Source organism: Planosporangium spinosum (assembly GCF_049999945.1).
GTDB classification, from domain to species: domain Bacteria; phylum Actinomycetota; class Actinomycetes; order Mycobacteriales; family Micromonosporaceae; genus Planosporangium; species Planosporangium spinosum.
The window spans coordinates 24,456-49,316 of record NZ_JBLYUB010000017.1; the positions used below are offsets into that span (position 1 = coordinate 24,456).

29 protein-coding genes are annotated in these 24,861 nt (G+C 71.4%); 16 read left to right on the forward strand and 13 right to left on the reverse strand.

Translation table 11 applies throughout. The features are described from left to right. Nucleotides 1-24: 24 nt before the first annotated feature. A complete protein-coding gene (locus ACNTMW_RS21730) occupies nucleotides 25-417 on the forward strand; it encodes a hypothetical protein (RefSeq protein WP_426635720.1) in 393 nt (130 codons plus the stop codon). Between the two features lie 6 nt (nucleotides 418-423). Further along, nucleotides 424-762 (forward strand): DUF3817 domain-containing protein, encoded by a 339-nt coding sequence (locus ACNTMW_RS21735; protein WP_426635558.1) that lies wholly within the window; start codon nucleotides 424-426, stop codon nucleotides 760-762. A 37-nt stretch (nucleotides 763-799) separates the two neighbouring features. On the opposite strand, the gene ACNTMW_RS21740 is transcribed toward ACNTMW_RS21735, so the two are convergent. The 7 genes from ACNTMW_RS21740 to ACNTMW_RS21770 form a co-directional block, all read right to left on the reverse strand. After that, nucleotides 800-1,246, reverse strand: coding sequence for an ATP-binding protein (locus ACNTMW_RS21740; protein ID WP_426635559.1), 447 nt, complete (start codon nucleotides 1,244-1,246; stop codon nucleotides 800-802). Between the two features lie 287 nt (nucleotides 1,247-1,533). Beyond that, entirely contained in the window at nucleotides 1,534-2,010 is a 477-nt protein-coding gene (locus ACNTMW_RS21745; RefSeq protein WP_426635560.1) for a YybH family protein, read from the reverse strand. Between the two features lie 121 nt (nucleotides 2,011-2,131). After that, on the reverse strand, nucleotides 2,132-2,647 hold the full coding sequence (locus ACNTMW_RS21750; protein ID WP_426635561.1) for a metallophosphoesterase family protein: 516 nt from the start codon (nucleotides 2,645-2,647) through the stop codon (nucleotides 2,132-2,134). 5 nt (nucleotides 2,648-2,652) lie between these two features. Further along, nucleotides 2,653-3,189: a hypothetical protein gene (locus tag ACNTMW_RS21755; protein WP_426635562.1), complete on the reverse strand. Its 537-nt coding sequence runs from the start codon at nucleotides 3,187-3,189 to the stop codon at nucleotides 2,653-2,655. A 134-nt stretch (nucleotides 3,190-3,323) separates the two neighbouring features. Beyond that, nucleotides 3,324-3,689 (reverse strand): STAS domain-containing protein, encoded by a 366-nt coding sequence (locus tag ACNTMW_RS21760; RefSeq protein WP_426635563.1) that lies wholly within the window; start codon nucleotides 3,687-3,689, stop codon nucleotides 3,324-3,326. 86 nt (nucleotides 3,690-3,775) lie between these two features. Next, on the reverse strand, nucleotides 3,776-4,501 hold the full coding sequence (locus tag ACNTMW_RS21765; RefSeq protein WP_426635564.1) for a GAF and ANTAR domain-containing protein: 726 nt from the start codon (nucleotides 4,499-4,501) through the stop codon (nucleotides 3,776-3,778). Nucleotides 4,502-4,695: 194 nt separating this feature from the next. Then, on the reverse strand, nucleotides 4,696-5,463 hold the full coding sequence (locus tag ACNTMW_RS21770) for an ATP-binding protein (RefSeq protein WP_426635565.1): 768 nt from the start codon (nucleotides 5,461-5,463) through the stop codon (nucleotides 4,696-4,698). A gap of 130 nt (nucleotides 5,464-5,593) precedes the next feature. Between ACNTMW_RS21770 and ACNTMW_RS21775 the strand changes: the two genes are divergently transcribed. The 4 genes from ACNTMW_RS21775 to ACNTMW_RS21790 all read left to right on the forward strand — a co-directional run bounded on the left by ACNTMW_RS21775 (nucleotide 5,594) and on the right by ACNTMW_RS21790 (nucleotide 8,850). Continuing rightward, the gene (locus ACNTMW_RS21775) at nucleotides 5,594-5,875 is read left to right on the forward strand and encodes a hypothetical protein (protein WP_426635566.1); all 282 of its coding nucleotides are present in this window, start codon (nucleotides 5,594-5,596) and stop codon (nucleotides 5,873-5,875) included. 194 nt (nucleotides 5,876-6,069) lie between these two features. After that, nucleotides 6,070-7,602: a D-glycero-beta-D-manno-heptose 1-phosphate adenylyltransferase gene (rfaE2, locus tag ACNTMW_RS21780; protein ID WP_426635568.1), complete on the forward strand. Its 1,533-nt coding sequence runs from the start codon at nucleotides 6,070-6,072 to the stop codon at nucleotides 7,600-7,602. A gap of 128 nt (nucleotides 7,603-7,730) precedes the next feature. Continuing rightward, the gene (locus ACNTMW_RS21785) at nucleotides 7,731-7,904 is read left to right on the forward strand and encodes a hypothetical protein (protein WP_426635569.1); all 174 of its coding nucleotides are present in this window, start codon (nucleotides 7,731-7,733) and stop codon (nucleotides 7,902-7,904) included. A 13-nt stretch (nucleotides 7,905-7,917) separates the two neighbouring features. Continuing rightward, the gene (locus tag ACNTMW_RS21790) at nucleotides 7,918-8,850 is read left to right on the forward strand and encodes a glycosyltransferase (protein ID WP_426635722.1); all 933 of its coding nucleotides are present in this window, start codon (nucleotides 7,918-7,920) and stop codon (nucleotides 8,848-8,850) included. A 29-nt stretch (nucleotides 8,851-8,879) separates the two neighbouring features. Here ACNTMW_RS21790 and ACNTMW_RS21795 read toward each other — a convergent pair whose 3' ends face one another. Next, the gene (locus ACNTMW_RS21795; protein ID WP_426635570.1) at nucleotides 8,880-10,004 is read right to left on the reverse strand and encodes a baeRF2 domain-containing protein; all 1,125 of its coding nucleotides are present in this window, start codon (nucleotides 10,002-10,004) and stop codon (nucleotides 8,880-8,882) included. Between the two features lie 205 nt (nucleotides 10,005-10,209). Between ACNTMW_RS21795 and ACNTMW_RS21800 the strand changes: the two genes are divergently transcribed. Further along, a complete protein-coding gene (locus ACNTMW_RS21800; protein ID WP_426635571.1) occupies nucleotides 10,210-10,695 on the forward strand; it encodes a phosphatase domain-containing protein in 486 nt (161 codons plus the stop codon). 174 nt (nucleotides 10,696-10,869) lie between these two features. Here ACNTMW_RS21800 and ACNTMW_RS21805 read toward each other — a convergent pair whose 3' ends face one another. After that, nucleotides 10,870-11,268, reverse strand: a complete 399-nt coding sequence (locus ACNTMW_RS21805) for a DUF3140 domain-containing protein (RefSeq protein ID WP_426635572.1) — start codon at nucleotides 11,266-11,268, stop codon at nucleotides 10,870-10,872. A 206-nt stretch (nucleotides 11,269-11,474) separates the two neighbouring features. Here ACNTMW_RS21805 and ACNTMW_RS21810 point away from each other — a divergent pair, with 206 nt between their 5' ends. The 9 genes from ACNTMW_RS21810 to ACNTMW_RS21850 all read left to right on the forward strand — a co-directional run bounded on the left by ACNTMW_RS21810 (nucleotide 11,475) and on the right by ACNTMW_RS21850 (nucleotide 19,237). Next, complete coding sequence (locus tag ACNTMW_RS21810) at nucleotides 11,475-13,811, forward strand: chemotaxis protein CheW (RefSeq protein ID WP_426635573.1); 2,337 nt, start codon at nucleotides 11,475-11,477, stop codon at nucleotides 13,809-13,811. A 3-nt stretch (nucleotides 13,812-13,814) separates the two neighbouring features. Further along, complete coding sequence (locus ACNTMW_RS21815; protein ID WP_426635574.1) at nucleotides 13,815-14,261, forward strand: chemotaxis protein CheW; 447 nt, start codon at nucleotides 13,815-13,817, stop codon at nucleotides 14,259-14,261. 139 nt (nucleotides 14,262-14,400) lie between these two features. Next, entirely contained in the window at nucleotides 14,401-15,315 is a 915-nt protein-coding gene (locus tag ACNTMW_RS21820; RefSeq protein ID WP_426635575.1) for a hypothetical protein, read from the forward strand. A gap of 176 nt (nucleotides 15,316-15,491) precedes the next feature. Next, a complete protein-coding gene (locus ACNTMW_RS21825) occupies nucleotides 15,492-16,670 on the forward strand; it encodes a protein-glutamate methylesterase/protein-glutamine glutaminase (protein ID WP_426635577.1) in 1,179 nt (392 codons plus the stop codon). Continuing rightward, complete coding sequence (locus tag ACNTMW_RS21830; protein ID WP_426635578.1) at nucleotides 16,667-17,521, forward strand: CheR family methyltransferase; 855 nt, start codon at nucleotides 16,667-16,669, stop codon at nucleotides 17,519-17,521. Before ACNTMW_RS21825 ends, ACNTMW_RS21830 begins: the two co-directional genes overlap by 4 nt. A 6-nt stretch (nucleotides 17,522-17,527) precedes the next feature. Further along, entirely contained in the window at nucleotides 17,528-17,914 is a 387-nt protein-coding gene (locus ACNTMW_RS21835) for a response regulator (RefSeq protein WP_426635579.1), read from the forward strand. Further along, the gene (locus ACNTMW_RS21840; RefSeq protein WP_426635580.1) at nucleotides 17,911-18,378 is read left to right on the forward strand and encodes a chemotaxis protein CheX; all 468 of its coding nucleotides are present in this window, start codon (nucleotides 17,911-17,913) and stop codon (nucleotides 18,376-18,378) included. Before ACNTMW_RS21835 ends, ACNTMW_RS21840 begins: the two co-directional genes overlap by 4 nt. A 9-nt stretch (nucleotides 18,379-18,387) precedes the next feature. Next, nucleotides 18,388-18,750 carry a response regulator gene (locus ACNTMW_RS21845; protein WP_426635582.1) on the forward strand — a complete coding sequence of 121 codons (363 nt, stop codon included), beginning with the start codon at nucleotides 18,388-18,390 and terminating at the stop codon, nucleotides 18,748-18,750. A 7-nt stretch (nucleotides 18,751-18,757) separates the two neighbouring features. Next, entirely contained in the window at nucleotides 18,758-19,237 is a 480-nt protein-coding gene (locus ACNTMW_RS21850) for a hypothetical protein (protein ID WP_426635583.1), read from the forward strand. Between the two features lie 894 nt (nucleotides 19,238-20,131). Here the strand turns inward: ACNTMW_RS21850 and ACNTMW_RS21855 are convergent. The 4 genes from ACNTMW_RS21855 to flhA are packed head-to-tail and all read right to left on the reverse strand — an operon-like array spanning nucleotide 20,132 to nucleotide 24,788. Continuing rightward, entirely contained in the window at nucleotides 20,132-20,461 is a 330-nt protein-coding gene (locus ACNTMW_RS21855; protein WP_426635584.1) for a hypothetical protein, read from the reverse strand. A gap of 19 nt (nucleotides 20,462-20,480) precedes the next feature. Beyond that, nucleotides 20,481-21,146, reverse strand: coding sequence for a PilZ domain-containing protein (locus ACNTMW_RS21860; protein ID WP_426635585.1), 666 nt, complete (start codon nucleotides 21,144-21,146; stop codon nucleotides 20,481-20,483). Beyond that, nucleotides 21,143-22,786, reverse strand: coding sequence for a hypothetical protein (locus ACNTMW_RS21865; protein ID WP_426635586.1), 1,644 nt, complete (start codon nucleotides 22,784-22,786; stop codon nucleotides 21,143-21,145). Before ACNTMW_RS21865 ends, ACNTMW_RS21860 begins: the two co-directional genes overlap by 4 nt. Further along, nucleotides 22,764-24,788 (reverse strand): flagellar biosynthesis protein FlhA, encoded by a 2,025-nt coding sequence (flhA, locus tag ACNTMW_RS21870; protein ID WP_426635587.1) that lies wholly within the window; start codon nucleotides 24,786-24,788, stop codon nucleotides 22,764-22,766. Before flhA ends, ACNTMW_RS21865 begins: the two co-directional genes overlap by 23 nt. Nucleotides 24,789-24,861 lie beyond the last annotated feature (73 nt).

A 24,861-nucleotide genomic window follows, 5' to 3' on the forward strand; every position in this document is an offset into this window, starting at 1 on the left:
TCCTGGTTGGTGCGCCACCTGCTGATGCTGGTGCTCGTGACCGGGTGTCTCGCCGCCGGCTGGTGGCAGGTCGACCGGGCCCGTGGTGGCAACATGCTCAGCTACGGGTACGCGTTCGAGTGGCCGCTGTTCGCGGCGTTCGTGGTGTTCGTCTGGTCCAAGGAGATCCGGGCTGAGTTGCGACAAGGGCAGCCGGAGCCGGAGGATGCCCCGACCGTGGCGGTGCCGGACGACCTGGCCGCGCACCCCGGCTACGTACCGTTCGACGCCTCCGCGGCGCTTCGGGCGGCCCCCGCGCCGGATGGGCAGGGGGCCGATGACGGCGATCCGGAGCTCGTGGCGTACAACCGGTACCTGGAATGGCTCGCGGCCAACCCCGGCCGCCGGCCCAGCGAGTACCCCCGTTCGGAAGGATGACCTCTGGTGGAGTCCGCCCTCAAGCGCTACCGCGTGATCGCGTACGTCGTCGGGGTCTTCCTGTTGATCCTCACGCTCGTGGCGATGCCGCTGAAGTACCTGGCCGATCAGAGCGCGCTCGTCGCCATCGTGGGGCCGATCCACGGCTTCCTCTACATGGTGTACCTGGTGCTCGCGTTCCACCTGGCGGCGCTGGCCCGCTGGCGGTTCGGGTACACGGTGGCGGTGCTGCTCGCGGGGACGATCCCGTTCCTGTCGTTCGTCGCCGAGCGCAAGGTGACGCACCGCGTGCACGCCACGCTGGCCGGTCGGGGAGCGGAGCCGGTGGGTTCGACGGCGCGGTGAGCGGGGGCCGGGGCGGCCGGCAGGGGTGAGCGGTTGCTCAGCGTTCGAGACCGGCCAGCCGGGAGACGGGTGACTGCGGCTCCCACTCCAGCTTCTTCTCGAAGTGCATGATCGTGCCCTGCTTGGGGTGGTGGGCCAACCGCACGTTCTCGGCCAACATGCGGATCAGGTGCAGCCCGCGACCCTCTTCGGCGTTGGGGTGCGGCATTGACGCCTCCAACATCTCCTCGTCGTAGCCGTGGCCGCTGTCGATCACGTCGATGCTGCAGGTGGTGCCTTCGATGTCGATGGTGACTTCGTATTCGTCGGAGTAGGCGGCGTGCTGCACGACGTTGGCGCAGGCTTCGGTCAAGGCGAGTTCGACGTCGTAGCGGATGTCGTCGATGACACCCAGCGCGTTGAGCGCGGACCGCACCACCCTGCGGCTGATGGAGACGCTCGATGCGTCTCTCGGTAGGCAAAGCTTGACCGTCACCTGCACCATGTAGCCCCTCACGTTCGGCCGCGACCGGCATCGTCACCGTCGGCGCGACAGAAGAGGTAAATCGCCGTTACGCTACACCGTTCCTCTCCATGGTGCCCGAGCGTGGCGAACGACAAACCCGAGGGGAGGGCGACGACAAACCCGAGGGAAGGGCCACGTCGCGGGTGCCACCATCGGAAACCGCTCAGGTTTGCCCCGAATCGTCCGACGGTTACGGTGTCGGACCCCGGCGCCCACCGGACCGCTCGCCGGACGGGCCCGGGGTCCGGCGCTGTCCGCCGGGGCGCTCACGACAGCGCCGTGGACGGCGCGAACCCGTCCAACTCCTGGCCGAGGAGGTACGTCTCCTCGCCGATCGTGCCGCCCTCGTCGGAGTCGTAGTCCACGGCGATGCGCCAGACCCCGTCGCGCCGCCGGCAGACGGTGTGGAACAGCCCGTACCAGAGGCGCTCCTCGGCGTCGGGATAGGCCAGGCTGAGCCGGTAGACGCCGCGTTCGGACGAGGCGTCGTCGCCGGTGTGGCGTTCCAGGAAGCGGAACCGGATGTCGAGCCGGCCCTCCTGCACCTCGACCCACTGGAACCACTCGCGCAGGCGTGCGGCGTACTCGTCGAAGCCGCCGACCCAACCGCCGTTGCCCTCCACGCGGATCACGTCGGGGCAGTGCAGCGCGATGAAAGCTTCCGCGTCGCAGTGGGCGTACGCGGCGGAGAACGGAATCCAGACGTCACGGTTGATCTGGGCGAGCACGTCCGCATTCGGCAACCGGATCGCTCCTTCTTGGGCGCCCCACCGATTCTTGGGCGCCCCACCGACAGTCGAGGCCGTACGTTAACACCGTTCGATGAGGACTGTTAAGAGCCGGCTGCCCCATTTACGACGCCATTCACGCCGTCGAGGACGGCGGCCGGGGCAGCGGGTGGAGCGTCACCGCGGTCAGCGCACCGCCGAGGATCTCGGCCGTCAGGTACGTGGCGACCGGTTGGCGTCGCCGGTCGGTGGGTGAGCCGGGGTTGAGCAGGCGCAGGCCACCGGGCGCGACGCTGTCCCAGGGGATGTGGCTGTGGCCGAACACGAGCACGTCCGTGTCGGGGAAACGGGCGGCGCACCGGCGTTCCCGCCCGGTGGCCGGGCCGGTCTCATGCACCACGGCGAGTCGCAGCCCGGCCAGGTCGGCCCGGGCCACCTCGGGCAGCCGGGCGCGCAGCGGCGGGCCGTCGTTGTTGCCGTACACCCCGATGAGCCGGGCGGCCCGGGACTCCAGGCGGTCGAGCAGCGACACGTCGACCCAGTCGCCGGCGTGTACCACCACGTCGGCCGCGTCGACCGCCCGCCACAGCGGCTCCGGCAGGTCACGGGCCCGCCTGGGGACGTGCGTATCGGCGATGAGCAGCAGTCTCACGGTGCTCAGTACTGCTCGTGGACGGCGCGCCAGCGCGGGCCCAGCCGGTTGCCGAGGTCGGCCAGGAACGCCGGTGACAGCGTCGGCCAGTTGTTGAACCGTACGGCCAGTTCGGCGACCAGGTACCCGTCGGGCCAGTCGCCGAGCGGTCGCACCACTCCGCAGCCGGCGCAGTCGACCCGCGGTTCGCTGCCGTCCAGCCAGGGCCGGATCAGGTTCTCCAGGGTCGCTTCGGCCAGTTCGTACCCGCAGTCGGGGCAGGCCGGTGCCTCGTGCGGCGAGGTGTCCCGGTAGAGCCCCCGCTCGACGAGAATGTCGACGCCGTTGTTGGCCAGGGTGTAGTCGGCGTCGTCGAAGTCGGGCGCGGCGGTGCGGGCCCGCGGGCCGGGAAGGTAGGCGCTGGGCTGCCAGGCGCTGCCGCGCACCGGGTTGGGCGCGATCACCTCGGTGTCGAGCAGCCACTGGATGACGGCGTCGGCCCGATCGGCGGCCTCCAGCGCACCGATCGACATCTCCACCACCGTGACGCACTCGTCACCCATGGTGCACCAGCCTAGATGTGCGGCCGGCCGCGGGGGAGCCCTCGGTCAACGGAACCAACCCTTCCGGACGACGTCGACTCCATGACCTGTCGCTCCCGGGCCGGGGAGGTGTGCCGGGGTGGCCCGGGACCGGGTCAGAGCGTGACCACCACCAGACCGCCCGCATCGGCGCTGCGCGCGGCGTCGATGCTGTGGTAGGCCGGGAACGTGTCGAGCAGGCCGACCACCGACAGTACCCGGGCCACGTTGCGGTTGGGCGCCGCCAGTCGCAGGTAGCCACCCCGGCTGAGGCAGTCGTTGTTGGCGCGGACCAGCGTGCCGATCCCCGTCGAGTCGCAGAAGGTCAGTGCGGCGAGGTCGACGATGACCCGGACGTGGCCGGTGTCGATCAATTGCCCGACGCGCTCCTCCAGCGCCGGCGCCGAGGCGATGTCCAGTTCACCGGTCAGCGTGAGGACCAGCGGATCCGTGTCCTCCGTGGTCGCGATGCCGAAATCCATCGCCCGCCCCTTCCGGTCCGTTGGCGTGAGCATACGTGCTGGTCATCGGGGCCATTTCGACGCCGCGGCCGTCCCCGGCCGCGGCCTCACGCCGACCGGTTCCCGATCGCGTCGACCAGCCGATCGGCCACCTCGTGCAGCGGGGCGTGCAGCGTCTTCGACGCCTGGCGCAGCACCTCGAGGGCCTCCTCGGCTCGGCAGCCGCGCTGCGCCATGACGATGCCGATCGCCCGGTTGACCGATTCGCCGCTGGCCAGCGCCTCGGACAGGTCGGCGGCGAGGCCGGCGAGTCGGCCCCGGTCGAGCACCGCCGCGAGCAGCAGTCCGGCGTGCTCGGCGACCAGCATGGCCGCCAGTTGGACGTCCGGGGTGAACGCGTGCGGCTCGCCCACGTACAGGTTCAACGCCCCGATGACCTGATCGTCGATGTCGAGCGGTACCGACAGGACGCCGGAGATGCCGTCGTCCAGGGCGGCCTCGCGCCACTGCGGCCACCGCGTCTCGGTGGCCAGGTCCTCGCTGACGACCATCTCCCGGGTGCGAATGGCGGTCAGGGCCGGCCCGTCGCCGATCTTGTACTGGATGTCGTCCATCCGGGCCGTGAGCGGGCTCGACGCCGCCTGGGTGGTCGGTCCACCGGCGCGGATCAGGGTGATCCCGCACCAGGACTCGCCCGGAACGGCCTGGGCGACGGTGGCGGCCAGCGACTCCAGCGCTTCGTCGAGGTCATCGCTCGTGATGAGACCGGCGGTCAGTTCCCGTAGCAGCGAGGCGATCTCGACCACGTGGAGCTGACCGTTTCCGTTACCCATCCCTATGTCTCCCCTCGGGGCGCCAGTACGCGGCGCTCTGCCTACCCCACGGGGCTGTCGAAAACATGTCGGTGACAGCCGGATCCATCTACGCGGCGTGCGTCTGCGCGGCGTGCGTCTGCGCAGCCACTGTCTTGTCGCTACGTGGCCCATGGTCGCTACGTGGCCCAAGGCTGCTACGTGCCTCATGGTCGCTACGTGGCCACTGTCGCGACCTTGGCCCAGACGACCTTACCGCCACGGACACAGGTCGTACCCCAGTCGTCGCACAGCGCCTCGACCATGAGCAGGCCGCGACCGTGCTCGTCGGCGACGGTGGCCTCGTGGGGGCGCGGCGGGGCGGGGCTGTCGTCGCCGACCGAGATCTGCAGGTGCCCGTGGCGCAGGGAAACGGTCAGCACGACCCGGTTGCCGGCGTGCCGGACGGCGTTGGCGACGAGCTCGGTGGTGATCAGCTCGGCGGGTTCGAGCACCTCCTGCACCGACCAGGACCGACAGGCCCGGCCGAGCAGCCGGCGCGCCACCGGCGCGGCCACCGGAGAGGCGGGCAACGCCTCGCGCAGCCGGTACCGTGACCGGCCGGCGGTGAGCCGGTCGCACGCGGCCTCCACCGAGGGGTACGAGGCGATGTCCAGGCCCGTGCGGCGGACGGCCGCAAGCAGGTCCGGCGGCGCGCAGGCGAAGACGACGGTGCTGCCCGGCCAGGTCATCGCCTGACCGGACAGGACCGCGAAGACCGGGACGCACTCGTCGGCCGCGACGGTCAGGTCGGCCACGTCGAGGACGACCACGTCCGGCTCCGCCGCCAGGCAGTCGCGTACGCAGGCCTGCAGTTCGCTCGCGCTGTCGCGGTCGAGCCGACCGGCGACGTGGACCACGGCCGCCGGGTAGCCGGGCTCCGCGGCGCAGGCGAGGGCCCGGTCGCGGGTGTCGGTACCCCCCATGCCGGTCCGTTGGTTCATGCCCCGGTGCTACCCGCCGGTACGAAATCCAATCGTCACCGTCCGCATGGCCACACCCCTCAGGGTGACCGTTTCGACACTTCTCGTGGCGGGTAGGCGGATGCGGACCGTGACGATAAGGAGATCTCTGATGAGCGCACCACGCGAGGACAACGTGAGCGCGCCGCGCGACGAGTCCGGCGTCTGGCGCGACGACCAGCGGTTGCCCCTGTCCGAGCTGCACAAGGCGATGGCGCAGTACTCCTTCGACGGGCAGATCGACGATCCGACCGGCGGTGACGCCGGTTCCGAGCAGGAGTTCGGCGACGAGGAGCGGCTGGCCGAGTGGAAGGCCAGCCGGGACCCGGACCCCGACACCGAGGCGGGGCGCCGGCTGCGCCCGTCCCCGGAGGGGCACTCCGGCCCAGGCTGAGGCTCGGCTCCCGATCGGCCGAATCGACGAACCTGCCGGCAGGGCGGTGCCGCGGACGTCGCCGGCGGCACGGCAGGGCGGTGCCGCGGACGTCCCCGGCGGTGCCCGGACGTCGCACCCACGGAACGCGACGGTTTGCGCGACCCGTACGGGGTAAGCCTGGTGCGACTCATGCCGACGACAGGAGGGCGCCGATGACGCTGACCGATCTACCCGCCCGGTGGCGTGGCGCGACCGTGCTCGTCGTGGGAGACGCGCTGCTGGACGGATGGCTGATGGGCACCCCGAGCAAGCTCTGCCGGGAGGCGCCCGCGCCGGTGCTCGACGTGGAGCGCACCCGGTACGCGGGCGGTGGGGCCGCCAACACCGCGGTCAACGTGGCCGCGCTGGGCGGCCGGGCGGTCCTGGTGGCCGCGGTCGGTGAGGACCTCGAGGGCGGCCGGCTGCGCCGCCGGCTCGACGCCGCCGGGGTCGACCACCGGCTGGTACCCGTCCGCGGTCGGCGCACCCCGGCCAAGCGGCGACTGATCGCCGGCGAGCAGATCATGCTGCGCTTCGACGAGGGCGACACCGGACCGCTGCCGCCGCAGGCCGCCACGGCGCTGGTCGAGGCGGTCGGCGCGGCCCTCGACGGCGGCGTCGACGCGGTCATCGTCGGCGACTACGGTTGCGGCGGGGCCGACCCGGCAGTGCGTGACCTGCTGGTCCGCCGCCGCGACGAGGTCCCGCTGCTGGTCGTCGACGCACACGACCCGGCGTCGTGGACGGACGTCCGTCCGGACCTGGTCACGCCGAGCTTCGCCGAGGCGTGCCGGCTGCTGGAGTGCGGCACCGCATCGATCTGCTCGCACCGGGCCGAATGGATCACCGCGATGGCCGACCGCCTGCTCACCCTGGCCGGGGCGCCGGCCGTGGCGGTGACCCTGGACGCCGATGGGGCGGTCGTGCTGACCAGGGACCTGGAGCCGGTCCGTACCCACGCGCAGCCGGCGCCCGCCAGCCGCACCGTCGGGGCCGGCGACGCCTACGTCGCCGCGTTCGCGCTCGCGCTCGCCGTGCGGGCACCGTTGGCCGACGCCGCCGCGGTGGCGCAGTTCGCCGCGACCGCCGCCACCCGCGGGCGTACCCCGGGCACGGCGGTCTGCGACGCGCGCGGGTTGCTGGACGTCGGCGGCGACCCCGACCATACCGAGCTGTCGACCGCCGAGCTGGCCGCCGCGGTCGCCGAGCACCGCCGGCACGGCCGCCGGATCGTGTTCACCAATGGCTGCTTCGACGTGCTGCACCGCGGCCACGTCGGCTACCTCACCCAGGCCAGGCGCCTGGGTGACGTGCTGATCGTCGCGGTCAACTCCGACGACTCGGTACGTCGCCTCAAGGGGCCCGAACGCCCGGTCAACCCGATCGCCGACCGGGTCGCGGTGCTCGCGGCGCTGGCCTGCGTGGACCACGTCGTGGTCTTCGAGGAGGACAACCCGGTCAACCTCATCACGCTGGTCCGGCCGGACCTGTACGTCAAAGGCGGCGACTACCGGCCGGAAATGATCCCGGAGGCGCCGCTGGTGCGTGAGCTCGGGGGTGAGGTGCTGACGCTGGACTACCTGCCGGACCGGTCGACGACGAAGCTGATCGGCCGGATCCGGTCCGGGACCGCCCGGCCGGTCGCCCACCCGGCGAAGCCGGGGCACGCGCTCGACCCGGCGCGGAGCCGGCGGGCGCGGTCCTGATGGATGGTGGGCCGCGGGCGCGGTCCCGGCGGGATTGGCCGCTCCGGTGCTGGGTAGCACACGGCGCAGATCCGTGGAACAAGGGCGAGCCGAACGTGAACACCGGCGAGCCGGAACGAGGAGGAACGATGCCGAACGTCCAGCAGCCGGAGATGCGCCGCAGTGAGCAGGACCCGCTGGTGACCAGCAGCGTGAAGGACACCGCGCAGACCGCGGCCGGCAGTTCCAAGGACGACAAGCGGGCACTGCACAAGGTGCCGGAGGACCAGAGGTCACCGTACGGGCCCCAGTCGGCGGAGTGAGCACGCCGGAGTGATCGCACCGCACAACCCGTCGCCGGCCGCCCGGCGGTACCCACTGCCGTCGGCCGGTTCCCGGGCCCTGGACCCGGGCGACCCGGAGGCGTTCACCCGGCCCCGGGAGCTCGACGTCCTGGTACCCACCCGCAACCGCCCCGCCGAGCTGGCCGCCACGCTCGCCGGGCTGGCGGCGCAGGACGCCGGGTTCGGCCTGGCGGTGAGCGACCAGTCCGACGGCGACCCGGCCTGGGCCCACCCGGCCGTGGCCGGGCTGGTCCGCGTGCTCCGGCACGCCGGGCACCCCGTCCTGCTCGGCCAGCACCTGCCCCGGCGGGGCCTCGCCGAACACCGGGGGCACCTGCTGGCCCGCTCGCGCGCCCGGTACGTGCTCTTCCTCGACGACGACATCTGGCTGGAGCCGGGCGCGGTGGCCCGGATGCTGACCGCCATCCGCGAGCTGGGCTGCGGATTCGTCGGGAACGCGCCGCACGGGCTGTCGTACGCCGGTGAGCACCGTCCGCACCAGGAGGCGACGTTCGCGCTGTGGGACGGCCCGGTCCGGCCGGAGGTGCTGGAGGTGCGCGGGCCGGAGTGGGGCCGGCACACCGTGCACAACGCGGCGAACCTGCTGCACCTCACCGACCGGCTGGGCCTGCGGCCGGGGGAGTGGCGGGCGTACAAGATCGCCTGGGTCGGCGCGTGCGTGCTGTACGACCGGGCGAAGCTGCTGGCCGTCGGCGGGTACGACTTCTGGTCCCGGGTGCCGGCGGTGCACGCCGGCGAGGACGTGGTGGTGCAGTTGCGGGTACAGGCGGCGTACGGCGGGGCCGGGATCGTACCCAGTGGCGCCTACCACCTGGAGTCGCCGACCACGGTCCCGGACCGCGACGTCCAGTGCTTCGACCTGGTGCCGGTCGCCGTCGACGCGGCGGCGACCGGCACCGGGTGACCGGACCGGACGATCCACCCGGCGGCGGTCTACTGGCGGCGGGTCGACGCGTCGGCGTAGCGCAGCAGCGCACCGACCCCGCCGTCGAGGTCCACCTCGTCGGGGGAGACCAGGACCAGGTCCGCGTCGGTCGCGGCGAGCGCGCGCAGCAGGGCGGCGTCGGCACGTACCTGCTGCGGGTTCCCGGTACCCATCGCCCGCAGTTCGTCGGCGGTCAGCGCGATCTCGTTCGGGTTCTCGCCGACCCACAGCTTCGCGGTCGAGGACAGGTCGTTGACCAGCAGGACCGTGTCGATCTGGGACCGTTGCAGCGCCGAGACCGTCGCGGCGAGCCCGACGCCGGCGGCGGCGTCGCGGCCGCGCTGCGTCTGGAACGCGTCGATGACCTCGTTGACGTGCCGCGCGGCCAGTTCCGCGACGGCCTGGAGCGTGACGTCGTCGAGATGGTCGGGATCGGCGCCGGGTGCCCGCGCCCCCGCGTCCGTCTCGATGTACCGCTTCTGCCACCATTCCGGCAGCTGGCCGATGAGTAGCCGGCGGGACTGCGGTTCGCCGGCGATGATGAGGGCCTCGGCCGCCATGTCGCTGGCCATCTGGGCTACCGCCTCGGCGATCTCCTTGGCGTTGCGCTGCCAGGTCATCTGGGTGGCACGCCAGTGGTGGGAGTACGACCAGCCGCCCACTTTGGCGCGGTGGAGCGGGTAGAGGTTGTGGGCGGCGAACTGGCCGCGGCGCGGCACGCCGCCGACCGTGGCGCCCTCGAAGTCGGCGCCGACCCGGTTGACGACGATGCGCAGCCACGCGACCTGCTCGCCGTACCCGGAGACCATCGGCATGGCGTGCGGAAGCAGGCTGAACCTCGCGAGGTGGTCGATGGGCGAGGCGAGAATGGGCACGCTCAGCGCCACCTCGCCGTGGCTGGCGAAGGCGGCCAGCCAGTACTGGCCGGGTACGGGCTCGTGGTTGAGGACGGTGTTCTCGAGCGCGGCCAGCGTCGGCGTGTCGGCGCCCTGCTCGGCCAGTTCCGCCCGGGCGGCCCGCCAGCGCAGCTCGATGGCCTTGGTGGCGTTCTCGGATTCACGGCTCGCGTCGATCAGGACCGACGCCCACGGTCCCGGGCGCTCGGCCAGCGGACGCAGCATCGAAAGGTGCATGAGTTACCCCCTGGTTGACGTTCTTCGTTCTTACCCCCATCAGGCGTGTTGTCACGCAATTCGGGTATTGCCGGCGCAAATTCCGCCAGCGGTTCGGGGAACGGATACGACGGCGGCCACCGCACGACGGCGGCCACCCCGCGTGCCTCCCTCCGGCAACGGCTCGCACGGGTTCCCGCGGCGGATGAGCGGGGATCATGGATAAATGACCGAGGCGAGGCCCCTGGCCGTGTTCGACGTGGACGGCGTGGTCGCCGACGTCCGCCACCGACTGCACCACGTGGCCCGCCGCCCCAAGAACTGGCGCCGCTTCTTCGCGGGCGCCGCCAGCGACCCGCCGCTGGCCCCCGGCGTGGAGCTGGCCCGCGAGTACGCCCGCGACCACCGGGTCGTCTGGCTCACCGGGCGGCCGGAGTACCTGCGGCGGGTGACCGAGCGGTGGCTGTCCCGCCACGACCTACCGGTCGACGAGTTGCTGATGCGGCCGACGTCGGACCACCGGCCGGCGCGCGAGTACAAGGCGGAGCGGTTGCGGCGCCTCGGCGGTACCGGCGAGGTCGCGATCGTGGTGGACGACGACCCGGCGGTGGTGGAGACGCTGTCGCAGGCGGGCTGGCCGGTGCGGCTGGCCGACTGGGTGCCGTACGCCGCGTCGCTGGGGCAGGCGCAGGAGCGTGAGGGTCGCACCTGAGGGTCCACTGCGCGGCAGGGTCCACCGGGCGGTGCGTTCTCGGGCGCCGCGGGACGTGCCCACAGCCTGCGGGCATGTGCCGGGAAGGGGGCATGCCCGCAGGCTGCGGGGTGTGTCCCGGTCAAGGGTGGCGGCGGGGGGGGCCCCGGGGGGGGGGGGCCCCCCCGCCGCGGGTCAGCTCAGCGTGGTGGAAGCGGCCGGGAGCAGGGCGGCCGCTTCCTCGCCGCGCGGGGAGTCCGGTCGCAGCGGGTCGTGGCCGAGCGTGAGCAGGGTGTGCCGCCATGGTCCGTTGGTGGCTTCGTCCTTCGGGGCGTTGGTCAGCCGCCCCACGATCAGTTCGCTGACCAGCCGCATCGTGGCGACGTCGTCGTCGGTGAGGTCCACGCGCCGCTTCTCCAGGATCCGCAGGATCCGTTCACCCGTCTCGTGGACGTCGATGCCGGGCTCCGGCGAGTATGCGTCCGCGCCGTCCGGGGTCGTCAGTAGCCAGTCACGTAGCTCCGGGGAGGTCATGTTGACCAGTCGATGGAAGACGTCCCACACCTGCTCGATCTCCGGGTTGCTTCGGGTCATTCTCGATCACCCCCTAGGCCGTCCTACTTACCCCGGTCGGTGCGAGGTGAACCGCCCGGCGGCGGTGAGATGAGAACTATGCCCGGTATGCGCGCGGGAGCGGACGGGTCGTCTTCCGGTATGGGGTGATCTCGACCCAGATTCCGGCAAATTCTCAGCCGGGTTCGGGCGCTGCCGATGGAAGCCTCGTAGAAAGGGAGGCGGCGTTGGACGAGCTCGGCGATATCGTCCAGGAATTCCTCGTGGAAAGCCACGAGAACCTGGACCAGCTTGACCGTGACCTGGTGGCGCTCGAGCAGGAGCCCGGGTCACGGGAACTGCTGTCAAGCATTTTCCGCACTATTCACACGATCAAGGGTACGAGCGGGTTCCTGGCCTTCAACCGGCTGGAGCGCGTGACGCACGTCGGCGAGAACCTGCTCGCCCGGCTGCGCGACGGTACCCAGGTGATGACTCCGGAGACGACCAACACGCTGCTGCGGATGGTCGACGTGGTCCGGACCCTGCTGACCGCGATCGAGGAGACCGGCGCGGAGGGCGAGGTGGACGTCGACGGCGTCATCGAAGCCGTCACCCGCTGCATCGACGGTGGTAGCGCGGCCGCGAAGCCGGCCGCCGACCCCGCCCCGGCGCCGGCCGCTGCGAAGCCGCCGGCCGCCGACCCCGCCCCGGCGGTCGCCGACGCGGCCCCGGCTGCGGACGCCGCCCCCGCCGTCGACGCGGCCCCGGTCGCTCCCGCCGCCGACGCCGCCCCGGCCGTCGAGCCCGAGGAGCTGCCGGTACCGGCCCTCGCGGGCGCGCTGCTCGAGGACGAGCACGCGGCCGAGCCCGGTGTCGGGCAGACCCGCCGCAGCATCGCGGAGAGCTCCATCCGGGTCGACGTCGACCTGCTCGACAAGCTGATGAACCTCGTCGGTGAGCTGGTACTCACCCGCAACCAGATGCTGCGCGCGGTGACGGCGTCGTCGGACGCGAACCTCGCCCGTACCGGGCAGCGGCTCAACCTGATCACCAGCGAGCTGCAGGAGAGCGTCATGAAGACGCGGATGCAGGCGATCGACCACCTGTGGTCGAAGCTGCCCCGCGTCGTCCGTGACCTGTCCAGCTCGGTCGGCAAGCAGGTCCGGCTGGCCATGGAGGGGCGCGAGACCGAACTGGACCGCAGCCTGCTGGAGGCGGTCAAGGACCCGCTGACGCACCTGGTCCGCAACGCCGTCGACCACGGCATCGAGGCTGCCGCCGACCGCGTCGCCGCGGGTAAGCCGGCCGAGGGCGTGCTGACCCTGCGCGCCTACCACGAGGGCGGACACGTCATCGTCGAGGTCGCCGACGACGGCAAGGGCATCGACCCGAACCGGATCGCCGAGGTGGCGATCCGGCGCGGGCTGCTGACCCGCGACCAGGTGGCGCACATGGAGCGCCGGGAGATCCTCAACCTCGTCTTCAAGCCGGGCTTCTCGACCGCGGAGAAGGTCACCAACGTCTCCGGCCGCGGCGTCGGCATGGACGTGGTCAAGACCAACATCGAGCGGATCGGTGGTGCGGTCGACGTCGAATCGACCCTGGGCGAGGGTACGACCTGGCGTCTGACGATCCCGCTGACGCTGGCGATCATCCAGGCGCTGACCGTCGAGTGCGGCACCGAGCGGTACGCGATTCCGCAGGTCGCCGTGCACGAGCTGGTCTACCTCGACGGCCAGAACGGCCGCGTGATCGAGCACGCCATGGGCGCCCAGGTCTACCGGCTGCGGGGCAAGCTGCTGCCGCTGGTCCGGCTGGACGAGACCCTGGGCCTGCCCACCGGCAGCGGTGACCGGGATGTGTACGTCGCCGTCCTCCAGGCGGAGGGGCGCCGCTTCGGTCTCGTGGTGGACCGGGTGCTCAACACCGAAGAGGTCGTGGTCAAGGCGCTGTCGTCGCGGTTCAAGGAGATCGGCATGTACGCCGGGGCGACGCTGCTCGGCGACGGCCGGGTCGCGCTGATCCTCGACGTGCCGGCCCTCGCCCGCCGGGCGCACCTCAACGTGGGTGCGGTCGAGCGGGGACAGCAGGAGGTCGACGCCACGGACCAGGCCCGCAAGGACAACGTGGACCGGCTGCTCATCGCCGGCGTCGGCGAGCGGCGGGTCGCGATCCCGCTGGACATGGTCACCCGGCTGGAGGAGTTCTCGCTGGAGCGCTTCGAGCGGGTCGGCAGCCGCGAGGTCGTGCAGTACCGCGACCAGATCCTGCCGGTGCTGCGCCTGGCCCAGCTGCTCGGCGTCTACTCGGACGGCCAGGAAACCACGTCGGTGCCGGTGGTGGTCTACACCGAACGCGGCCGCAGCGTGGCCCTCGCGGTGGACCGGATCGTCGACATCGTCGAGGACGTCGTGGGTGCCGAGCGTGACTTCGGCGACGACGGCCTCCTGGGGTCGGCGGTCATCCAGCAGCGCGTCACCGAGCTGCTCGACGTGCGCCGCGCGATCATGGCGGCGGACCCGCGCTTCGACGCCGACGCCGACACGTACGACAGCGAGCCGACGATGATGGTGGGAGCGTAGGAGATGACAAGTCGTCAGTACGCCACGTTCGAGGTGGCCGACCAGCTGTTCGGGCTGGACGTGGCCCAGGTGCAGGAGGTGCTCTCGTTCCACGAGTACACCCCGGTGCCCCTGGCTCCGCAGTCGGTGGGCGGGCTGTTCAACCTCCGCGGGCAGGTCATCGCGGCCGTGGACCTGCGGGTCCAGCTGGGACTGTCGGCCCGCGACTTCGAGGGCCCGGCGATGAACGTCATCGTCCGCACCGAGGAGGAGTCGGTCAGCCTGCTGGTGGACCGCATCGGTGAGGTTGTCGAGCTTGACGACGACACGTTCGAGCCGCCGCCGGACACGTTGACCGGGCCCAGCCGCGAGCTGATCACCGGCGCGTTCAAGCTGGACGGCCGGCTGATGCTGGCGCTGGACACGGTGCGCGCGGTGCACACCTCGACCGGTTCGGCCGGCGAGGACTAGGGCCCGCGACGACCGGGGAGGGTATCCGCCCCGCACGACCTGGTGCGGGGCGGGTACCCTCCTTTCGCGTTCACGCTCCGTTACGCACCTGACCGATCGGGGGACGCACCGGGGAGCGCGACGGTTGCAAACTGGGTGCATGTACAGCCTCGTCAGCGCCCCCGTTCTCGGCTTCGACCTGTCCCGCCTGGAGGGTGGATCGTCCGCTGCCGATGTTCTCCTCCGCGCACTTTCCCTTACGGAAAGTGACCTTGAGGCGCTTGCGAACTTCCGGATGGACGACTGGGACCGGCTCGCCCTGTGGCAGGACGTCGACGAGGCGGCCCGCCGGCGCCAGAACGTCCGGGACCTGTCGGCCGACCCGGGCGACGCGGACCGGACGCTGGCGCTGATCGAGCGGGCCCCGATCGGAACGGTCGACGGGCTGCTGCAGTGTGTCCGCCACGACGTCCTGGACTGGACCTGGAAGGCCACCGGGGCGGGGAAGGCGCAGAGCGAGACCGCGGCCCGGGCCACCGCGGTGATCTGCGACGCCGTCGTCGCCGCGTACCTGCGCGACCTGCTGTCCGTGCCGTCGCGGCGCAGCCTCGCGGCCGGGTGGCTGTCGGCGGTGCGCTGGCTGCCGGCGCGGCCGGTGCACCTCGGTCCCCAGCATGACGACATCCGCACGCTGCTGAGCCACATCCGTACGCTCAGCTCGGCCCAGCTGGTCCGGCTGGGCGCCGCCGCCGAGGCGACCCGCCGCAGTGCGACCGAGTGGGCGCCGGCCGTCCACGCCGCCTCCTGGGCGGTCTACGTCTCCGAGCGGGTACGGGCCGCCGCCGCGGCCCAGCTCATGCTCGTCCAGGCGGTGGACGACGCGGGCATCCCGGTGGCCGAGCGGGCCGGGGGAGTGTGGAACCTGCTCAGCGGTGCGGTACAGGCCATGATGGTGCGGGACCTGGTGGCCGCCGAGACGGTGGAGCGGCTGCTCGACCCGCTGCTGGCCGCGCTGGGCCCGATCGGGGTGTCCGCGCAGGCCGAGGTCGGTGACCAGCGGCGCGGCGAGCCGTGAGGCCGGTGCGCCGCGATCGGTAACGCCCTGATTGAGTACTGATCTACCCGTTGGTTCGGGTTTCCCGAATATGCGGGTATCGGCGCTCACTTTCCTCATCCCGTATCCCGTCGCGCCGATATGGGCGGCGAGCGGATGGCCGGGCGGTGGCTGTCCCGGTGCGGGGAGGCCGCTACGTGATCTCGGTTCTGGTCGTTGACGACTCGGTCGTCATCCGGCGCCTCGTCACCGACGCCCTCGCCGAGGACCCCGCGATCCGGGTGGTCGGTACGGCGCCCAACGGGCGCGTCGCCTTATCCAAGATTGAACAGCTCAAGCCCGACCTGGTGACGCTCGACATCGAGATGCCGGTCATGGACGGCCTGTCCACCCTGCGCGAGCTGCGATCCCGCTACCCGCACCTGCCGGTGATCATGTTCAGTACGCTGACCGCGGCCGGTGCGAGCGCCACGCTCGACGCGCTGTCCGCCGGTGCCAGCGACTACGTCACCAAGCCGTCCAACGTGGGCAGCTTCGAGGAGTCCAAGCGCAGCGTCCGGGAGCAGATCATCCCGCGCATCCACGCCCTGTGTGAGCGGGGGGTGCGGGCCCGTACCCGGGACGGTGCGGCGCCGACCCGTCCCGGCCAGGCCCAGACGGGCGGTGGGTTCGCCTTCCCGCCGGCACTTCCCGGGCTGGTCGGAGTGCCGTCGCGCCCGGCGGCCCGGCCTTCCACCGCGACCCCGGCGCCGGCCCGCCCGGTCACCGACCGGGTCGAGATGCTCGCGATCGGCTGCTCGACCGGCGGTCCGGACGCCCTGTCCCGGGTGCTCCAGGCGCTCCCGGGCGACCTTCCGGTACCCATCGTCGTGGTCCAGCACATGCCGCCGGTGTTCACGAAGATGTTCGCCGAGAGGCTCAACCGCACCTGCGTCCTCGACGTGGTCGAGGCGGCGGGGGACGAGCCGGTCCACCCCGGCACGGTGTACATCGCGCCGGGCGACTTCCATCTGGAACTCGTACGGTCCGGCTCCACGGTGCTGACCAAGGTGACCAGCGGTCCACCCGAGAACTTCTGCCGGCCCGCCGTCGACGTGCTGTTCCGCTCCGTGGCGAAGGTCTACGGCGGCAAGGTCCTCGCGACCGTCCTGACCGGCATGGGCCAGGACGGCAAGCGGGGCGCCGAGGTCCTGCGGGCCAAGGGTGCCGAGATCGTCGCCCAGGACGAGGCGACGTCCGTGGTGTGGGGCATGCCTGGCGCCATCACCCACGCCGGGCTGGCAGACGCCGTCTTGCCGCTGCCCGACATCGCCAACTATCTCGTCTCGCGTACCGCCGTAAGCCGCGGCGCACGGTCCAAGGAGGTGACCCGATGACGTTGAGCGCCCAGGAGTTCGCTTACGTCAGCGACCTGGTGCGGCGTAATTCCGCAATCGTGCTGGAGACCGGGAAGGAGTACCTGGTGGAAGCCAGGCTGCTCCCACTGGCTCGTCAGGCCGGGGTGCCCACCGTCTCCGAGTTCGTCAGCCGCGCACAGCAGCGGCCGGAGCCGGACACCCATGAGAAGATCGTGGATGCGCTGACCACTAACGAGACGTCGTGGTTCCGCGACGGCGAACCGTTCCAGGCGGTGACCGCCCACGTACTGCCCGACCTGATGCCGACGCGGTCGTCCAACCGGGTCCTGCGGGTCTGGTCGGCGGCCTGCTCCAGCGGGCAGGAGCCGTACAGCCTCGCGATGGTCCTGCAGGAGTCCCTGCCGGCCGGGTGGAGCTACGAGATCCTGGCCACCGACATCTCCCAGGAGATGCTGGCCCGCGCCGAGGCCGGCCGCTTCACCCAGCTGGAGGTCAACCGTGGCCTGCCGGCGCACATGCTGGTACGCCACTTCGAGCGCGACGGTGCCCACTGGCGGGTCTCGTCGAGCCTGCGCAACAACATCAGCTTCAAGCGGCTGAACCTGGCGGCTCCGCTGCCACCGCTGCCGCAGTTCGACATCGTCTTTCTGCGCAATGTGTTGATTTACTTCGATGTCGAGACCAAACGTCAGGTCCTGGCCCGGGTGGGAGCCGTCATACGTCCCGACGGCTGGCTCTTCCTCGGATCGGCCGAGACGACGATCGGCATCGACGACAGGTTCGAACGGATTGCCGCAGGCCGCAGCTCCGCGTACCGCCTGCGAGACGGAAAGACCACGCCGCCCGGCGGCGCATCGGGAAAGGGGTGATCACCAATGATTGCCTTGGTGATCGATGATTCACGGGCGATGCGGCTGATCCTCAGCCGGATCACCACGCAGCTGGGATTCGAGGTGTGGCAGGCGGAGAACGGGCGGGAGGCCCTGAATCTGCTCGGAGCCAGTGAGACCGTTCCCACGGTGGCGCTCGTGGACTGGAACATGCCGGAGATGAACGGACTGGAGTTCGTCACGGCAGTTCGCGCAGATCCGAAGTATCGGGCGATGACCATCATGATGGTCACCACCGAGAGTGAACAGAGCCAGATCGTACGAGCCCTGGCGGCTGGCGCCCATGAGTACGTGATCAAACCCTTCACCCCGGATGCCATCGAGGAGAAGTTGGCGCTGCTGGGTGTACTGACGAACGGAGCCACGGCATGACCGCACATCCCGCACCGACGGACGAGGATCTCTTCGCGATCGCGGAGCAGGTGTGGGCCTCGTACCTCGACGTCGACGGTACGAGCCCGCTTCTCCAGGTGGAGCGGACCCGGCCCTCGAACGAGGTCGTCGCGTCTGTGTCGGTGACCGGTGCCTGGCGCGGCCACATCGTGGTGTCCTGCTCCATGCCGGCCGCGCGGAACGCCGCCGCGGCGCTGCTGGGCATCGAGGTCGACGACGCCGCCCCTGAGGACGTCACCGACGCCCTGGGCGAGCTGGCCAACATCATCGGCGGCAACGTCAAGAGCCTCATGCCCGAGCCGTCGGCGCTCTCGCTGCCGGTCGTGGCGATCAACGGCAACACCGGCTGGCCCGCGGCCGAAGAGGTGTGCCAGCTCAACGGCCAGTGGCTGGGCGAGTCGATCGCGGTGCAGGTGCTGGGCGGCAGCGAGAAGGAAGGGTGACCCGAAGCGATGAAGATTCTGATCGCTGACGACAGCCGGGTGATGCGGCAGATCGTCACCCGTACCCTTCGCCAGGCCGGCTTCGACGGCCACGACCTGGTGGAGGCGGCGGACGGCCAGCAGGCCTTCGACGCCGTGGTGAACGAGGGCCCGGACCTCGTGCTGTCGGACTGGAACATGCCCGAGATGACCGGCATCGAGGTGCTGCGGATGCTCCGCGCCAACGGCATCCAGGTGCCCTTCGGCTTCGTCACCTCGGAGGGGACTCCGGAGATGCGCAACACCGCCGAGGAGGCCGGTGCGCTCTTCCTCATCACCAAGCCGTTCACGGCTGAGGCGTTTCGTGACGCTTTGGACCCGATTCTAGGATGAGTGAAGTATGTCGCTTCTGCCCGCACCCAAAGACGTTCGTGACCTGTTCGAGGACCTCCTCGGGCGGCCGGTCACCGTCGGAACGGCCAACCCGGTTCTCGCCGAGGACCTGAAGACGACGCTCGTGAGCCTGTACACCGACAACCACCATAAGCTCTGGGCGGTCGTCGGCATGGACCTGCCGTTGACGGTGTACGCCGGCGCGGCGATCGGGCTGCTGCCCCCGGGTGGCGCGCAGGACTGCGTCGAGGACGGCGTCGTCACGCCGACCCAGGCCGAGAACGTCCGGGAGGTCTGCAACATCATGACCACCCTGCTCAACCACGAGGGCGGCCCCCACCTGAAGCTCTACCAGGTCTTCGTGCCCGGTGAGCAGATCCCCAACGACGCCGGTGCGCTCCTGTGCGCGCTCGGCAACCGGATCGACCTCGCCGTCGAGGTCGGCGGTTACGGCAGCGGACGGTTGTCCATCTCCCTGGCCATCTGACTGTCGGGCCATCTGACTGTCGGGCCATCTGACTGCTGGGCCAACTGACTCATCCGACGACAGCGTCAACTCCCCGTGCGGCAACCACGCCGTCCGGGGAGTCGTCGTTTCGGGCGGGGGCTGGAGGGTCGGCGGCTCCGGGGCCCGGGGTTCGAGGGTCCGGGGTGTCGGATCGGTCGAGGGGCGCGAGGGGTTCGAGGGTTTGAAGGGCCGGGGTGTCGGATCGGTCGAGGGGTGCGAGGGTCCGAGGGGCCGGGGTGTCGGATCGGTCGAGGGGCGCGAGGGTCCGAGGGGCCGGAGTGTCGGATCGGTCGAGCGGTGCGAGGGTCCGAGGGGCCGGAGTGACCGATCAGTCATGGGGTGCGAAGGCCTGAAGGTCCACACGAGGATGCCCCTGTCCGCGACCTGTACCGGTGGCGGCGGGGCAGCACCCGCTGTGGACGGGCGCGCCGGGGTCTGTCCTGTAGGTCACGGAAGCATGCGGACGACGGCGATGAGCACCAGGCCGGCGAAACCGGCGGGTCCGGGTAGGCGTTCCTGTTCGGGTGAGGCGACCCGGTATCAAGATCCGTGCAATGTCGCCGACATTGCTGCTTCCCGGAGCTCGGATACCGCAACGTTCGCGACATTGTGTAGATCTTGACGGCCGTGTTCCGGTCCGGGGCGGTGGGCCGGCCTGGCGCTCAGCCCGGATGTGGTCCGATCACGTCGCGTACCTCGGCGCCCGTGTCGACGCCGGCGTTGCGGGCGATGCCGGTGTGGGGCGGGGCGATGCCGGTGTCGGGGGTGATGCCGGTGTCGGGGGTGATGCCGGTGTGGGGCGGGGCGATGCCGGAGTTAGGGGCGATGCCGGCGTTGGGGGCACAGTATGCGCAGCGGGAAGCCCCGCCGCGGCTATGCGGCGGGCTCGTCGGGTTCCGGTTGGGTGTCGGTGCTGCGGCGGGCGTGCGCCATCACCGCGGGGTTGGCGCGGGCGGCATCGAGCGCCTCCATCGCGGCTTCCTGGGCGGCCGCGCGCGCGGCGGCGCGCACCTCGGCGTCGTTGCGGCTCTTGTACCCGTTCGCCAGACCGCGCAGCAGCGCCAGCATCACGGCCGCCACGACGACCGCGATCAGGTACCGCACGAGAGCGGACGTGTAGTCCAGGTCGTGGAGGACGAAGGCGTGGTACAGCGCCGGACTGTCCAGTAGCCCGGCGAGGAGGAGCGTCGACCACTTGGCCATCTGCGTCGGTGTCTTCTCGTCAGTACTCGGCGTCGGCGGCGGCGCGGCGGGCGAGCACCTGCTGGCGCATCACGTACCGGCGCACCCGCTCGGCCTGGCGCTCGGTCAGCCGCAGCGTCACGATCATGTCGACGGTGTGCGCGACCTGATCCTCGATGGTGCGCAGCACCGCGCCGTCCGCGTCGAGCATGTCCTCGTCGAGATGGACGACGACGCTCACCGGTACGCCGTTGTCGAGTTTCACCCGGTTGGGGTCGTCGGGCTTGGCGCCCTGGACGCGGAACCGTACGCCGCCTTCGCTGATGTCGCTGGCCGAGCCGTTGATCACTACGTCGTCGCGGTCCTTGAGGCGGACCCGTACCGATTCGCCGCCGCCGGCGCGCACGAACCGGCGCCGCTGGTTGATCTCCGGGGCCGACTCGAGGGCCAGGGTCCAGCATCGCATCGGTACGCCCTCGACCCGCGAGGTCGACGTCAGCTTGGCATCCACGACGTAGCGGCCCCGCGGCCCCGCGACCCAACCGAGTTTCAGCATGGACCCGATGTCCGGGATCTCGACGGTCTCGTTGAACGGGGCGGCCACGACCACGGTCCGGCCGTCGATCAGCTCGACCCGCGACTCGTAATCCCGCTCGCCGTCGCTCACAGTGACGGGTTGGCTGATGTCCGGCATCGGCTCGGTCATTCCACTACCTCTTCCAGCCTGCGGCACAGAAGCTCGGCCCACACGTGCGGGGTGGCCACCCGGCCGTCGATCAGGGCCACGGGCAGGCCCAGTTGCAGCACGGTAGCGGGGTCTCCGGTAGCCGCGCAGGCATATGCCGCGATCGCATCCACACGCCCGATATCGGCCAGCCGGCGCGCACTATCCGCAGTCTTGGCTGTGGCGTCCACCACACTCCACACCGCGGTGGCGTCGAAGCTTTCGATGATCGAGCGCGCCCACTCGGTACCACTGCCGTCGGCTGGATTGTCGACCACGACGACGACCGGTACGTCGCCGGTACGGCGCAGCTTGGCGATCCGCTTGGCGGCGTGCTCGGGGCCGGCCAGTCGGCGGCTCGGGTGGATGCCGGTACCCGCGCAGCTGGCCGCCGCCAGTGCGACCCGGGCCGGTCCCAGCCGTAGGGTTTCGGTCACCATCCGGGCGACGGGCAGCGCGCGGTGCAGGTCGCCGACGATGACGAGGACGTCGCCGGCGCCCACCGGCGGCTTCGGTGCCTCGGGCAGGAGCTTGAGGACCTTGACGATCGCCCGGTACGAGTCGGCCCCGGTGACCCGCTCCTCGAGCTGCTTCGGCAGGCCCAGGTGGGCCAGCACGGTCGGCAGTGGGGCGTCCGCGGGCAGCCGTACCGGCTGGTAGCGGGGGATCAGCGGGACGTCCGGCACGTCCGGGTGGGAGAAGGGCTGCGTCATCGACACGGCGATCCGCGGCGACGGCACGGCCGCGGCCGGCACGGGGGCCGGCGGGGGTACGGCAGCGGGCGACACGGTGACCGGCGGGGGTACGGCAGCGGCCGGCACGGTGACCGGCGGGGGTACGGCAGCGGCCGGCACGGTGACCGGCGGTGCCGGCGCCGGTGCCGGTGGTGCGATGACCACGCCGGTGCGCGGCGGGGCGACCTGCGGCCGGGTGGGCGCCGACACGACCGGGATACCGTCCGCGATGACGGGTACCTTCCAGCCCGGCGCGCCGAACCCGGACAGCACCTCGGCGAACGACGTCGCGGCGGCACCGCTCGCGGCGGCGGCAGCCGCGGCCGGGGAAGTGGCCGGAGTGGACGGAACCTCGGGGGCGGCCGGAGTCGCCGGAGCCGCCGGAGTCGCCGGAGCCGCCGGGGCCGCCGGGGCCGCCGGAGTCGCCGGAGCGGCCGGGGCCGCCGGAGTCGCCGGGGCGGCCTTGGCAACGGGGGCGGTCGTCGCGGCCGGAGCGGCCGGGGTCGCCGGAGCTGATCCGCCGGCCGGAGCGCCGTCGGCGTCGAGGTACGGCATCAACTGCCGCTCCTGCGCCTCGACCAGCGCGATCAGCGCGTCAGCCGGGCTGACGGCGGCCGGTGTACCCGCCGTGGCGGCGTCGACCCGGGCGGCCGGAGCGCCAGTGACCGCGGTGCCGGTACGGGCACTGGCAGGGGCGGCGGCTCCGGCCGGCGCGTCGTCGGCGACCTCGATGGTCAACTCGTAGCGCTCGCGGCCGAACAGGCCGGACAGGCCGGCCGGCCGGACCCGGTCGGCCGCCACGATCCTGACGCCGGGGCCGTGCTCGGCCCGTACCTGTGCCAGCAGTTGCTGGATGTCGTTACCTTCAAGCAGCAATCGAGTAGGCACCGTTCACCACTCCCACGGTCTCGACGCGCAGCGCGCTCTGGGCGATTTCGGAGTACGACAGGACGGGCAGCCGCGGCACGGCCATCTGGAGCAGGCGGCGCAGCGCCAGGCGCAGCTGGGGCGAGCAGACGACCACCGGGCTGGCGCCGCGCTGCTCGGCCGCCTCGACAAGCTGGTTGAGCTCCGCCACGATCTTCTCCGCGAGGGCGGTCTCCACCAGCAGTTGAAGGCCGTTGTCGGTGGGCCGCAGCGACTCCAGCAGTGACTGCTCCAGGCGAGGGTCGAACGTGACGACCGTGAGCGCGCCGTCGACGGCGTACCGGGCGGCGATGGCCGGGCCGAGCGCGGCGCGGGCCGCCTCCAGCAGCGCGTCGTGGTCGGTGACGGTCTTCGCGGTCAGCGAGAGCGCCTCGAAGACGCGTACCAGGTCGCGGATCGGTACGTCCTCGTCGAGCAGGTTCTGCAGGACCCGCTGCACCTGGCCGAGGCTGAGCAGGGCCGGGGTCAGCTCCTCGACGACGACCGGGTTGGTCTGCTTGACGACGTCGGTGAGCGCCCGGACGTCCTCGCGCCCGAGCAGTCGGCTGGCGTTGGCGCGGACGATCTCGGCGAGGTGCGTGATGACGACCGATGCGCGGTCGACCACGGTGGCGCCGGACAGGTCGGCCTGGTGGCGCAGTTCGGCCGGTACCCACTTGCCGGCCAGGCCGAAGACCGGCTCGACGCCGGCGCGGCCGGGCAGGAAGTCCAGGTTCTCGCCGATCGCCAGGACGGTGCCGGGAGGCGCCTGGCCGCGGCCCACCTCTACGCCGCTGATGCGGATGGCGTACGTCGACAGCGGCAGGTCCAGGTCGTCGCGGGTGCGCACGGGTGGCATCACGATGCCGAGGTCCAGGGCGACCTTGCGGCGCAGCGACCGTACCCGGTCGAGCAGGTCCCCGCCGGCGCCGTCGACGAGGTCGACGAGGTCGGGGGAGAGCGCCAGCTCCAGCGGGTCGACGCGCATCTCGCCGAGCAGCGTCTCGGTCGCGTCGGTCGTGGGCGGCGCGTCGGCCTGGGCCTCGTCGGTCGGGTCGGCCGCGGTGGCGGGCAGCCGCTGCGCGATGAACAGCACGGCACCGCCGATCACCAGGAACGGGATCTTGGGCAGGCCGGGGATGAGGCACAGGCCCAGGGCCGCGCCGCCGGCGATGCGCATGGCGTTGCGGTGCTGGCCGAGCTGCTGCGCCACGCTCGAACCCATGTCGCCCTCGGTGGCCGAGCGGGTCACGATGAGGCCGGTCGCCACCGACAGCAGCAGCGCCGGGATCTGTGAGACCAGGCCGTCACCGACGCTCAGGAGGCTGTACTTCTGCACCGCCTCCATCGGTGACAGGCCCTTGCCGATCATGCCGATGGCGAAGCCACCGAGCAGGTTGATCAACGTGATGACGATGGCCGCGATCGCGTCGCCCTTGACGAACTTGGAGGCGCCGTCCATCGCACCGTAGAAGTCCGCCTCGGCGGCGACCTCGGTGCGCCGCCGGCGGGCCTCGGTCTCGTCGATCAGGCCGGCGTTGAGGTCCGCGTCGATCGCCATCTGCTTGCCGGGCATCGCGTCGAGGGTGAACCGGGCACCGACCTCGGCCACCCGCTCGGCACCCTTCGTGATCACCAGGAACTGGATCACGATCAGGATGATGAAGATGACCAGGCCGATCACGAGCTGACCGCCGACCACGAAGTGGCCGAACGCGTCGATGACCTTGCCGGCGAAGCCGTCCATGAGGACCAGCCGGGTGGCGCTGATGTTCAGCGCGAGCCGGAACAGCGTCATGATCAGCAGCAGCGAGGGGAACGCGGAGAAGTCCAGCGGGCGCTTGACGTACATGCTGACCAGTACGACCAGCAGCGCACCGGTGATGTTCAACGCGATGAGCAGGTCGATGAGCATGGTGGGCAGCGGCACGACCATCATCACGATGATCCCAACCACGCCCACGGGGACGGCGAACTGGCTCAACCGGCGACCGGACACGACACCTTCTACTGTCGGCGACTGCTTCAAGCCCGTTCCGTGGCCGTACCTTGCCGTC

Excerpts from the sequence above, each read along its gene's own strand:
- ACNTMW_RS21845 (WP_426635582.1), top strand. The coding sequence starts at position 18,388 with ATGAAGATTCTGATCGCTGACGACAGCCGGGTGATGCGGCAGATCGTC.
- ACNTMW_RS21765 (WP_426635564.1), bottom strand. The coding sequence starts at position 4,501 with ATGGGTAACGGAAACGGTCAGCTCCACGTGGTCGAGATCGCCTCGCTG.
- ACNTMW_RS21740 (WP_426635559.1), bottom strand. The coding sequence starts at position 1,246 with ATGGTGCAGGTGACGGTCAAGCTTTGCCTACCGAGAGACGCATCGAGC.
- ACNTMW_RS21770 (WP_426635565.1), bottom strand. The coding sequence starts at position 5,463 with ATGAACCAACGGACCGGCATGGGGGGTACCGACACCCGCGACCGGGCC.
- ACNTMW_RS21830 (WP_426635578.1), top strand. The coding sequence starts at position 16,667 with ATGACGTTGAGCGCCCAGGAGTTCGCTTACGTCAGCGACCTGGTGCGG.
- ACNTMW_RS21755 (WP_426635562.1), bottom strand. The coding sequence starts at position 3,189 with ATGGGTGACGAGTGCGTCACGGTGGTGGAGATGTCGATCGGTGCGCTG.
- ACNTMW_RS21785 (WP_426635569.1), top strand. The coding sequence starts at position 7,731 with ATGCCGAACGTCCAGCAGCCGGAGATGCGCCGCAGTGAGCAGGACCCG.
- rfaE2 (WP_426635568.1), top strand. The coding sequence starts at position 6,070 with ATGACGCTGACCGATCTACCCGCCCGGTGGCGTGGCGCGACCGTGCTC.
- ACNTMW_RS21730 (WP_426635720.1), top strand. The coding sequence starts at position 25 with ATGCTGGTGCTCGTGACCGGGTGTCTCGCCGCCGGCTGGTGGCAGGTC.
- ACNTMW_RS21860 (WP_426635585.1), bottom strand. The coding sequence starts at position 21,146 with ATGACCGAGCCGATGCCGGACATCAGCCAACCCGTCACTGTGAGCGAC.
- ACNTMW_RS21855 (WP_426635584.1), bottom strand. The coding sequence starts at position 20,461 with ATGGCCAAGTGGTCGACGCTCCTCCTCGCCGGGCTACTGGACAGTCCG.
- ACNTMW_RS21840 (WP_426635580.1), top strand. The coding sequence starts at position 17,911 with ATGACCGCACATCCCGCACCGACGGACGAGGATCTCTTCGCGATCGCG.
- ACNTMW_RS21775 (WP_426635566.1), top strand. The coding sequence starts at position 5,594 with ATGAGCGCACCACGCGAGGACAACGTGAGCGCGCCGCGCGACGAGTCC.
- ACNTMW_RS21815 (WP_426635574.1), top strand. The coding sequence starts at position 13,815 with ATGACAAGTCGTCAGTACGCCACGTTCGAGGTGGCCGACCAGCTGTTC.
- ACNTMW_RS21850 (WP_426635583.1), top strand. The coding sequence starts at position 18,758 with ATGTCGCTTCTGCCCGCACCCAAAGACGTTCGTGACCTGTTCGAGGAC.
- ACNTMW_RS21835 (WP_426635579.1), top strand. The coding sequence starts at position 17,528 with ATGATTGCCTTGGTGATCGATGATTCACGGGCGATGCGGCTGATCCTC.
- ACNTMW_RS21760 (WP_426635563.1), bottom strand. The coding sequence starts at position 3,689 with ATGGATTTCGGCATCGCGACCACGGAGGACACGGATCCGCTGGTCCTC.
- ACNTMW_RS21800 (WP_426635571.1), top strand. The coding sequence starts at position 10,210 with ATGACCGAGGCGAGGCCCCTGGCCGTGTTCGACGTGGACGGCGTGGTC.
- ACNTMW_RS21805 (WP_426635572.1), bottom strand. The coding sequence starts at position 11,268 with ATGACCCGAAGCAACCCGGAGATCGAGCAGGTGTGGGACGTCTTCCAT.
- ACNTMW_RS21795 (WP_426635570.1), bottom strand. The coding sequence starts at position 10,004 with ATGCACCTTTCGATGCTGCGTCCGCTGGCCGAGCGCCCGGGACCGTGG.
- ACNTMW_RS21820 (WP_426635575.1), top strand. The coding sequence starts at position 14,401 with ATGTACAGCCTCGTCAGCGCCCCCGTTCTCGGCTTCGACCTGTCCCGC.